This window comes from Bacillus hominis, from assembly GCF_018332515.1.
Classification (GTDB): Bacteria; Bacillota; Bacilli; order Bacillales; family Bacillaceae_G; genus Bacillus_A; species Bacillus_A hominis.
On record NZ_BOQD01000632.1, the window covers coordinates 1 to 231 of the forward strand.

The following is a 231-nucleotide window of genomic DNA, read 5'->3' on the forward strand; positions in this document are numbered from 1 at the left end:
TCCAATTTCACATGTAAACTATTTACATGCTTATAGCCCCAAAAACCTCTCTTTGGCATATTCAACTTTTTTCTTAATAACTTTTCTAGAAAATAACCAACTATACAAACTCCAATAATAATAATAATAATCCATATAGTAGAGTTTCCCATTGTTATTCCCCCTATTACTACATTGAATTATCTAAAATAAAGTGGATTACATGACAGTTATTCTCTTCTAAATAACTTA

The 231-nt window shown here is 27.3% G+C and carries 1 protein-coding gene; it reads right to left on the reverse strand.

The window, feature by feature from the left end; translation table 11 throughout:
- A partial coding sequence (locus KI356_RS27705; RefSeq protein WP_212937063.1) for a DUF4181 domain-containing protein occupies window positions 1-152 on the reverse strand: 152 nt, incomplete at its 3' end.
- Window positions 153-231: the final 79 nt, after the last annotated feature.